Origin of the sequence: Elstera sp., assembly GCF_044372965.1 — a bacterium.
In the GTDB taxonomy this organism is placed as follows: domain Bacteria; phylum Pseudomonadota; class Alphaproteobacteria; order Elsterales; family Elsteraceae; genus Elstera.
This window is the reverse complement of the sequence record NZ_JBILQX010000140.1, coordinates 1-9,448: the sequence shown is the minus strand read 5'-3', so window position 1 is coordinate 9,448 and position 9,448 is coordinate 1. Positions and strand designations below refer to the sequence as shown.

The window sequence follows — 9,448 nt, the reverse complement described above, 5'->3', positions numbered from 1 at the left end:
GCGTATTCATTTGGTGCGGGAACTCTCGGACGAAATTACCGAAACGGCGCTGTCTTTACGCGAGATTCAAACCAACGGAACCAACCGCTTCCATCTCGCTATTTTCGGCAAGATGATGGATATTAATTATTGGATTAGATTTGATATATTTAAATGGAAGTTTTTTATTAAGTTTTTGAATAATTTTATCGCACAGCTTACACCGTTTTTCTTTTATTCGATTGGCGGTTATCTCGTCATCCAAGGTAGCCTATCCCTAGGCGCACTTTTAGCTGTTGTCGCGGCGTATAAGGACTTGAACGCCCCGTGGCGCGAACTGCTGGACTATTATCAGTTCTTGGAAGATTCGCGGATCAAGTATCAGCAGGTCGTCGATCAATTCGATCCGATGGGCATGATCCCATCCGACCGCGCGCCCTTAGATGGCGTGCCGGCCCCTTTAGGCGAAACGGCGCTGGATATTGTCGTTGCGAACGCGAACCTGAGCGATGAAGGCGGCACCAAAAGGCTCGACGGGGTGTCCGTGACCCTCGCCGCCGGGGAGCGCGTGGCCGTTCTGGGGCAGGATGCGGGCGGCAAGCACGAGTTCGTGCAGCTTCTTGCCGGCCTCGCGGTGCCGGAAACGGGGCGCGTTACCCTCGGCGGCGCATCGCCGCTCACCATGACGATGCCCGATTTAGGGCGGCGGATTGGCTATGTCGGGTCGGAAACGGTCATGCGCTCCGGCAGCCTATACGATAATCTCGTCTATGGCGTGCAGTGGGTGCCTCCGGCGGTTGGCCCGACCGATCCGGCCTGGCTCGCCCGCCAGAAGGAGGCCGCACGCACCGGCAATTCGATCGATTCGAGCGAGGGCGATTGGGTCGATTACAGCGTGTTCGGCGCGGAAGGGCAAACGGCCTTTAAAGCCCGTTTGCACAAAGTTCTGCAAATGACCGGCCTGCTCTCCGAGGTGCGGGAGTTCGGGTTGCAAGGACGGGTTGATCCCTTGGCGCGCCCCGACATTGTTGCGCTGATTCTCAAAACGCGGCGGGCGGTGCGCCCGTTTCTATCGACCCCCGGCGTTGCGAGCTATGTGGAGCCCTTCGCGGCGGATCGCTTCAATATGCAATCGACACTCGCCGAAAATCTTTTGTTCGGAACCCCGGTTGGGCCAACTTTCCAGGGCGATGGACTCGCGCGGCATCCGGCGATTCGGGCCGTGTTGCAGGCGGAAGGCATTGAAGATGCTTTGGTGATTGCCGGGCGCGCCACCGCGCAAACCCTGTCGGAAATCTTCCGCGATCTGCCGCCCTCCCACGAGTTCTACGGCAGGTTCAGTTTTGTCGATGCGGAAGAGTTGGTTGATCTCGAGCAGGTGGAGGCGCGCATTCGCCGCGACGGCGTGATGACCCCCGCCGACCGCACGCGCTTCCTAACCCTTATTCTGCGCCTCACACCGGCCCGGCACCGTTTGGATACGGTGGATGCGGCATTGATGGCGGGCATCGTCAAGGCGCGCGCGCGCCTCATGCAGGAACTGCCCGAAAATCTGCGCTCAGCGGTGGAGTTTTTCGACGAGGCCAAGTTTAGCCCGGCCAATTCCTTGATCGACAATATTCTCTTCGGGCGGCTCGCGCCGGGTCAGAACGCGATTAACAGCCGGATGCGCCAGTTAATGCGCATCGAGTTGGAACGGTTGGACCTGCTGAATAGTTTAGGGGATATGGCGGTGGATGTTGGCCTGCAAACCCCCGTCGGGGTGGGCGGCTCGCGCTTGACGCCCGTGATGCGGCAACGGGTCGCGATTGCCCGCGCTTTGCTGAAAGGCCCGCCGTTGCTGGTGCTGGACGATCCGGCGGCCCTACTCGATCAAGCCGCGCAAACCCAGTTGATCGAAGCGGTTTTGGCCGAACCCGGTTGGGGGATTGTGTGGGTTTTGCAACGCCCGGCCCTGGCCAAAGCCTTCGAGCGCGTGCTGGTGCTCGACCAAGGCCGCATAGTGGCCGACGGCCCCTTCGCCAGCGTGGTGCAGAATGGCGATATCCTCGCCCGGCCCGAGACCATAGACGAAAAGCCGCAGGAGCCGGGTTAAGCTTATAGCTCTTGTCCCTAGGCCGGGGGCGGGGTTAGCTTAGGGTCAGGCCAACCTTGTCGGAGCCAAACGGGGGAGTTGAACAGGATGGGCTTGCAGCAGGAAGTGCAGACCTTGCGCATGGTCCCGATGTTCTCGCATCTCGACCCCGCACGGCTGAAGCTGATCAGCTTCGCCTCGGAGCGGGTGCATATTATGCAGGGCGAGGAGTTCATCCGCCAAGGCGAGGAGGGGGAGGATGCGTTCGTGCTGCTCTCCGGTCGGGCCGAAGTAACCCTGGAGGGCGGCGAAACTCAGGTCAAACTGGGGGAAGTTGCGCAGAATCAAATCGTTGGCATGATCGCACTTTTGGCGCACGGACGCCGCACCGCCACCGTGCGCGCCTTGGAGCCGATGGAGTGCCTGCGCCTACCCAAAGATGTTTTTCATCAAATGGTTCGGGATCTGCCGGATTTTGCGCTTGCAGTGATGCGCGATTTGTCCGATGCCCTGGAGCGACAGACGGCACATTTCCGGGAAGTGCTCGGGGATCAGGCGGGCGATCGTGACGCCAAACACTAATAAAGCGAGCACGCAGGGCCGTAACCTGCGGTTCATGGGGATCGAAGTGTCAGGAGCCAGAATGACTGAAGGTCACAGCCAGCATGGGCCAAGGCGTGCCTTCGGGAACACGGTAACGGAGTAACGCGATGGCTCCTGATGTAAGCGTTCAATCCCGCATCGGGATGAGCGCGCTCCGCCCCCGGCGTGCCGGGGTGCCTCCACGCTTGCTGATGTACAGCCACGATTCCTTCGGGCTGGGGCATTTGCGGCGGTGCCGCTCGATTGCGCAAAATCTGGTGCAGACCTTCCCCGATCTTGAGGTGTTAATTCTCTCGGGGTTGCCCATTATTGCGTCCTATGATTTCGACGAGCGGGTCCGTTACAAGCTGGTGCCGGGCATCATTAAGCTCTCGAACGGCGACTATAAGGCGCTGGACGCCGCCGATATCCGCGAGGCCATCGAAGCGCGCTCCCGGATGATTTTAGAAACGGCGCAAGAGTTCCAGCCCGATCTGTTTTTGATCGATAAGGAGCCTCTGGGCATTCGCGGCGAAGTGACCGAAACGCTGATGTACCTCAAGGAACGTGGCGTGCCCGTGGTCTTAGGCGTCCGCGACGTGATGGATGATCCGATAGCGTTTGCTGCCGAGTGGCAACGCAAGCTCGCGGTTCCGGCGCTGGAAGATTATTTCAGCGAAATCTGGGTTTATGGGTTGGAGCGGATTTATCGCCCCCTGCAAGGCCTACCGCTGCCGCCCGCCGTGGAACAGCGGATTGTGTACACAAGCTACCTATGGCGGCAGGAAGAGATCACCGCGACCGCCGACCCGCTGCCCATTGATCAGCCGTTCCTGCTGGTAACCCCCGGCGGTGGCGGCGATGGCGAAGGCTTGGTCGATTGGGTGCTGTCGGCTTACGAGCATGCGCCGGACCTGATGCGCGCGCTGATCGTTTGCGGCCCCTTTATGCACGCGGAATCGCGCCAGCAGATCGAAGCCCGCGCCGCGCGCCTGCCCCATGTGGAGGTGCTGACCTTCGACCCCGACATGCAGCGCCTGATGATCGCGGCAACGGCGATTGTGGCAATGGGCGGCTATAATACCTTCTGCGAAATTCTCTCCTTCGACCGCCCCAGCCTGATCGTGCCGCGCACGCGCCCGCGCTTAGAGCAGTTCATTCGCGCCCGCGAGGCGGCGCGGCAAGGGCTGTTGCAGATGCTGGCCCACGACGAGGATCACCCCGATCCGCAACAGATGATCGATGCGCTGAAAGCCTTGCCGCAGCAGCCGCGCCCCTCGGCCGTGGTGATTCCGGGGTTGCTTGACGGGCATCAGGCGATTGCCCATCGCTTCGCCCGCCTCACGGGGCTTCCGCTCGAAACCGCCGCCCGCGCCGCGAGCGCCTGAGGTATTGTGTCACCTTCGGTTCTAACGGTGGTGCTGAAAGGCTATCCGCGCCTGTCGGAAACCTTCATCGCGCAGGAGCTTTTGGGCTTGGAGCAGCGGGGGTTTCGGCTGCATCTCATCTCCCTGCGTCACCCGACCGATAAAAAGCGCCACCCGATCCACGATCAAATCCGCGCGCCCGTTACCTATCTGCCGGAATATCTCTATCAGGAACCCCTGCGGGTCGTGCGCGGCTGGTGGCGGGCGCGACGCTTGCCGGGCTATCGCGCCGCTTTGTGGCAGTGGCTGCACGACTGGCGGCGCGACCCGACCCCGAACCGGGGGCGGCGCTGGGGGCAGGCTTTGGTGCTGGCAACCGAACTGCCTGCTGACCGCGCGTTGATCTACACCCATTTCATGCATACGCCGGGCTCGGTGGCGCGCTATGCCGGGCGGATGCGCGGCACGCCCTTTGCGCTCTCGGCCCACGCGAAAGATATTTGGACGATCCCCGCGTGGGAGAAGCGCGAGAAACTGGCCGATGCGGCCTTTCTCGTCACCTGCACCGGCGCGAATGCTGCGCATCTGAAGGCGCTGACCGAGGATCCAGCGCGGGTCGATCTCGTCTACCACGGGCTCGATCTTGACCGTTTTCCGCCCCCCGACGCCCGCGTGTCAGTCCGCGATGGGACCGATCTTGCCGCGCCCGTGCGGCTGCTCTCGGTCGGGCGGCTGGTGGCGAAAAAGGGCTATGACGATCTTCTGCACGCGCTGGCCCAACTCCCCGCAGGGCTGCACTGGCACCTAACCCATATCGGCGGCGGCGACCGCGCGGCGCTGCAAAGTCTCGTCGCCGAACTAGGGCTCACTGACCGCATCACCTGGCGCGGCGCACAGGCGCAAACCGAGGTGCTCGCCGCCTATCGGGAGGCCGATTTGTTCGTATTGGCGTCGCGCATCGCGGCGGATGGCGACCGCGACGGGCTGCCGAACGTGCTGATGGAGGCGCAGAGCCAGGGCGTTGCCTGCGTGGCGACGGCGGTTTCCGCCATTCCCGAACTCATCCGCGATGGGGAAACCGGGCTGCTGGTGTCGCCGGAAGACCCGGCTGCCCTTGCGGAGGCCTTGGCCCGTCTTGCAACCGATCCGACCTTGCGCGACCGGTTGGGCACGGCGGGGCAGGCACGGGTGCGGGCCGATTTCGGCACCGCGCCGGGGCTCGATCACTTGGTGCGGCGGATTACGCCTTTCTGTCCGCCGAGCCCGTGAAATCCTGCCGGATCGCCTTTTATGCGCCGATGAAAGCGCCGGATCATCCGGTTCCGTCCGGCGACCGGCGCATCGGGCGGTTGCTGATGGACGCGCTCGGGCAGATTCCGGGCGTCACGGTCGATCTCGCGTGTCATCTGCGCAGCCGCGACCCTTCCGGCGCAAAAGCTGCGCGCTTTGAAGCCCTCGGCAGGCGGGCCGCTAATGCGCTGTTGCGGCGCTATTCGGCCCATCCCGAAACCCGGCCCGACCTGTGGTTCACCTATCATCTTTACTACAAAGCCCCCGATTGGATCGGCCCGCGCGTGGCGGCAGCCCTGGGAATCCCCTATGTGGTCGCGGAAGCCTCGCTGACCTCGAAACACCGTACGGGGGCCTTTGCCCCGGCGAGCGCGGCGGTGGCGGCGGCCTTGCAGGGGGCGGCGGCGAGCCTGAGCCTTAATCCCGTCGATGCGGCGGCCTTGGCCCGCTTGGTTTCGGGATTAAAACAGGTGCCGCTGACGCCGTTTCTCGATCTCACCCCCTACCGGGCTGCCGCCGCAGCGCGCGAGGCGGCGCGCACCGATCTTGCCGCGCGCGTTGGGCTTTCCCCGGCGGAGCCCTGGTTGCTGGCGGTCGGCATGATGCGCGCGGGCGATAAGGAGGCTTCGTTCCGGCTGCTGGCGGAGGCCCTGCGCCCGCTGCAAGACCGGCCCTGGTCGCTCCTCCTCGTCGGCGACGGGCCGAAGCGGCGCGATTTGGAAGCGGCTTTCGCCCCTTTCGGCAATCGCGTGCATTGGCTCGGCGCGCTGCCCGAAACCGCGCTGCCGCCCGTCTATGCCGCCTGCGACTGGCTGGTCTGGCCCGCGATCAATGAGGCCATTGGTATGGCGCTGCTCGAAGCGCAGGCGGCGGGTTTGCCGGTGATTGCGGGCGCAACGGGGGCGATTCCGACGTTGATTGCCGAGGGTGAAACCGGCTTTCTTGCTCCGGTTGGCGATGTCGCGGCTTTCACCGACCGGCTGCGGGGCGCGCTTGTCACCGCCTCGGCCCCCTTCCGTATGGCAGCTTTAGCGCTAACCGCCGCCCATCACGGGCTACCGGCGGCCTCGGCGCGTTTGGCCGAACTCCTCACCGATTTGGGGGTGCGATGATCCCGCTACTGCTCATTCGCCACGGTCCGACCGCCTGGACCGAAGCCGGACGCTTGCAAGGCCGCGTCGATCAGCCCTTGTCCGAACTGGGGCGCGAGATGCTGCGCCGCCGGGAGTTGCCGCCAGAGTTTCTGGCTTGGGATTGGATTAGCAGCCCGCTGCAGCGCGCGGTTGAAACCGGCCTCATTTTGCGCGGCATGCTGGCGCGGCTGGAGCATGTTTTGATCGAGCGCGACGCGGGCGCGTTCGAAGGGCTCACCCGCGTTGAACTCGAAGCCCAATCGGCGGCGCTGCGCCTGCGCGACGGGCTCGACTGGTGCCCGCCGGGGGGCGAGAGCCCGCGTCAGGTCATGGCGCGGCTCTCGCCCTGGTTGCTGCGCCTCGCCCGGCCCACCGTGGCGATCACCCATCGCGGCGTCATCGAAGCGGCGCTGGCGCTGGCGACGGGCTGGGATTATACCGGACCGCCGCCCGCCAAAATCAAACCGGGGGTCGCCTTGCGCTTTGCGGTCACGGCGGGCAAGCTGAGGTTCGAAGGGCCTTTGGAATGAAGCTTCTGTTCCATGTGCAGCATTTTTTAGGCGTCGGCCACCATCGCCGGGCGGAAGCCTTGGCGCGCGCCCTGGTGCAGGCCGGGCACGATGTGACGGTCGCCTCCGGCGGCCAGCCGGTGCCGGGGGAAGATTGGGGCGGGGCGGAAGTCGTGCATCTGCCGCCCGCGCGCGTGAATGCCGCCGATTTCCGCACCCTGCGCCACCCGGACGGCACCCCGGTCGATGATTCATGGCGGGAGGCGCGGCGCACCCAGCTTCTGGCACTCTTGGCGCAAGTCGCGCCGGACGTGATTCTGCTCGAAGGTTTCCCCTTCGCGCGGCGGCAGTTGAAGTTCGAACTGGTGCCGTTGCTCGATGCCGCAAAAGCCCTGCCCACGCCGCCGCTGGTAGCGACCTCCTTACGCGATATTCTCGTCTTCAATAAACCGCCGAAGCGGCACGATGAAGTGCTGGGTTTGGTCGAAACCTATATCGATCTGGTGCTGATCCACGGCGATCCGCGCCTTGTGCCGCTGGAGCGCAGCTTTACCAGCGGCGGGCGGATTCCTGAGGCGAAGAAAGCCTATACCGGCTTCGTCGCCCCCAACCCGCCCGCCGCGCGCACGCGAGTCGCCTCGGTCGTCGTTTCGGTCGGCGGCGGGGCGGTGGGGGCGGCAACCCTGTGGACCGCCCTTCGGTCGCGCCCGTTCACGCACTTTGCCGATGCCTCCTGGCTGCTGGTCGGCGGGGCGATGATGGAGGAAGCGGTTCTGGCCGATTTGCGCGCCGCTGCGCCTGCGGGCGTTATCGTCGAACGCTTCCGTGCGGATTTCCGGGCCGTGCTCGCGGGAGCGGACCTCTCGATTTCCATGGCAGGCTATAATACCGCGCTCGATATTCTGCAAACGGGGGTGCGCTCAGTGCTGATTCCTTTTGCCGAGGGCGATGAAACCGAACAGACGCTGCGGGCCGCGCTCTTCGCCGAAGCCGGGCGGGCGGTGGCGGTCGATCCCGAGGGGCTGACCCCGGAAATCCTTGGGGCGGCGGTGGACCGGGCGGCGGCGCTGACGCCGGTGACGCTCGATCTGGCGATGGACGGGGCACCGACATCCGCCGCGATTCTGGCGGCGCGGGTGGCGGCCCGATGAGCGCTTGGGCCGATTTTTCCAATGAACTCGACCGTTGGGGCGATGCTGGGCGCGTTGCGACCTTCTGGTGGCGCGACGATGACGCCGCCGAACCCTCGCCCGCGCTCGAAACCCTGCTGGCGCTCGCCAAAACCGGGCCGAGGCTGGGGCTGGCGGTGATCCCGGCGCGGCTCCAGCCCGATCTTATTCCGCTGGTCGCGCGGGCTCATTGCACGGTGCTCCAGCATGGGTTCGCCCATCTCAATCACGCGGGCGAAGGGGCGAAGGCGGGAGAGTTTCCCGCCAGCCGCCCGCTCAGTGATCGGCTGTTTGATCTCTCGGAAGGGCGGGAGATTCTTCAGGAGGCGTTCGGCGATGCCTTCTTGCCGGTGTTCGTGCCGCCGTGGAACCGCATCGGCGATGATCTCGTGCCGATCCTGCCGGGGCAGGGGCTGGTTGGCCTCTCCACCTCCAACCCCGTGCCGGAGAAAGCCCCGCGCCCCCAGATTGCCGGACTGTGCTGGGTGAATTGCCACTGCGACCCGATCGCCTGGAAAAAAGGCCGCGTGTTTCGCGGGGCCGACTTTGCCCTGACCGAAATCATTCGCCATCTCGACGCCCGCCGCCGAGGAACGGTGACGGAGGAGCCGACAGGTCTCCTCACCCATCATCTCGTGCATGATAGGGCGATGAATGATTTTCTGGCGGAATTCTTCGCCCTAACCCAAGCCCATCCCGCTGCCCGCTGGCTTGCGCCGGAAGAGGTTTTTGCATGATCGCTCTCCCGCCGCGCCTCTTCGCCCTGGCCGCGCTCGGCCTTGCCGCCTTTATGCTCTACGGCTCGCTCGCCCCCTCCCTGGCCCCGCCGGGGGAATATGGCTTCGATAAATTCTTGCACGCCGGGGCCTATGGGCTGCTTGCCGGGCTGCTGACGCTGGCGACCCGCACCCGTGGCACCGGGATCGCGGCGATTGCGCTGGCGATTGCCTACGGCGGCCTCGTGGAAATCGCCCAAAGTTTCGTTCCCGAGCGCAATGGCTCGTGGGAGGATTTCGCGGCGAATAGCATCGGGGCGCTGCTGGCGGGGGGGGTGATCCTCGTGCGGCGGCGGGGGTAGGCTTGGCTGATTTCACTCAGATTGCCGTCTATGCCGCGTCAGTGACCGTTCTTCTGCTCACCCCTGGGCCGGTCAATCTGCTGGTCGTGCGGGCGGGGCTCGCCGGGGGAATGCGCGGGGCGTTCCGCGTGGTGGTGGGGACGGCGGCGGCGTCCTTGGTGTTGATTTTAGCAACAGCGCTGCTGGTGAATGGGGTTTTCAGCCTGCACCCGGCGGCGTTTGCGAGCGCTCAGCTTGCGGGCTGCCTTTATCTCGTTTGGCTTGCCG

10 protein-coding genes are annotated in these 9,448 nt (G+C 64.6%); all 10 read left to right on the top strand.

Translation table 11 applies throughout. The features are described from left to right. Positions 1–2,074 (top strand): ATP-binding cassette domain-containing protein (locus tag ACIQ36_RS15110; protein WP_395830747.1); only part of this gene is annotated, 2,074 nt, incomplete at its 5' end. Positions 2,075–2,161: 87 nt separating this feature from the next. Beyond that, entirely contained in the window at positions 2,162–2,635 is a 474-nt protein-coding gene (locus ACIQ36_RS15105; protein WP_395830745.1) for a cyclic nucleotide-binding domain-containing protein, read from the top strand. Between the two features lie 128 nt (positions 2,636–2,763). Continuing rightward, positions 2,764–4,023 carry a glycosyltransferase family protein gene (locus ACIQ36_RS15100; protein ID WP_395830743.1) on the top strand — a complete coding sequence of 420 codons (1,260 nt, stop codon included), beginning with the start codon at positions 2,764–2,766 and terminating at the stop codon, positions 4,021–4,023. Positions 4,024–4,029: 6 nt separating this feature from the next. Further along, positions 4,030–5,271 (top strand): glycosyltransferase, encoded by a 1,242-nt coding sequence (locus ACIQ36_RS15095; protein ID WP_395830741.1) that lies wholly within the window; start codon positions 4,030–4,032, stop codon positions 5,269–5,271. Then, positions 5,268–6,404 carry a glycosyltransferase family 4 protein gene (locus ACIQ36_RS15090; RefSeq protein WP_395830739.1) on the top strand — a complete coding sequence of 379 codons (1,137 nt, stop codon included), beginning with the start codon at positions 5,268–5,270 and terminating at the stop codon, positions 6,402–6,404. Before ACIQ36_RS15095 ends, ACIQ36_RS15090 begins: the two co-directional genes overlap by 4 nt. Further along, positions 6,401–6,955 carry a histidine phosphatase family protein gene (locus tag ACIQ36_RS15085; protein ID WP_395830737.1) on the top strand — a complete coding sequence of 185 codons (555 nt, stop codon included), beginning with the start codon at positions 6,401–6,403 and terminating at the stop codon, positions 6,953–6,955. Before ACIQ36_RS15090 ends, ACIQ36_RS15085 begins: the two co-directional genes overlap by 4 nt. Continuing rightward, positions 6,952–8,085 (top strand): glycosyltransferase family protein, encoded by a 1,134-nt coding sequence (locus tag ACIQ36_RS15080; RefSeq protein ID WP_395830735.1) that lies wholly within the window; start codon positions 6,952–6,954, stop codon positions 8,083–8,085. The genes ACIQ36_RS15085 and ACIQ36_RS15080 overlap by 4 nt, the downstream gene beginning before the upstream one ends. Further along, on the top strand, positions 8,082–8,840 hold the full coding sequence (locus ACIQ36_RS15075; RefSeq protein ID WP_395830733.1) for a polysaccharide deacetylase family protein: 759 nt from the start codon (positions 8,082–8,084) through the stop codon (positions 8,838–8,840). The genes ACIQ36_RS15080 and ACIQ36_RS15075 overlap by 4 nt, the downstream gene beginning before the upstream one ends. Further along, a complete protein-coding gene (locus tag ACIQ36_RS15070) occupies positions 8,837–9,181 on the top strand; it encodes a VanZ family protein (protein ID WP_395830731.1) in 345 nt (114 codons plus the stop codon). The genes ACIQ36_RS15075 and ACIQ36_RS15070 overlap by 4 nt, the downstream gene beginning before the upstream one ends. A 2-nt stretch (positions 9,182–9,183) precedes the next feature. Beyond that, on the top strand, positions 9,184–9,448 hold a 265-nt coding region (locus ACIQ36_RS15065; protein ID WP_395830729.1), incomplete at its 3' end, for a LysE family transporter.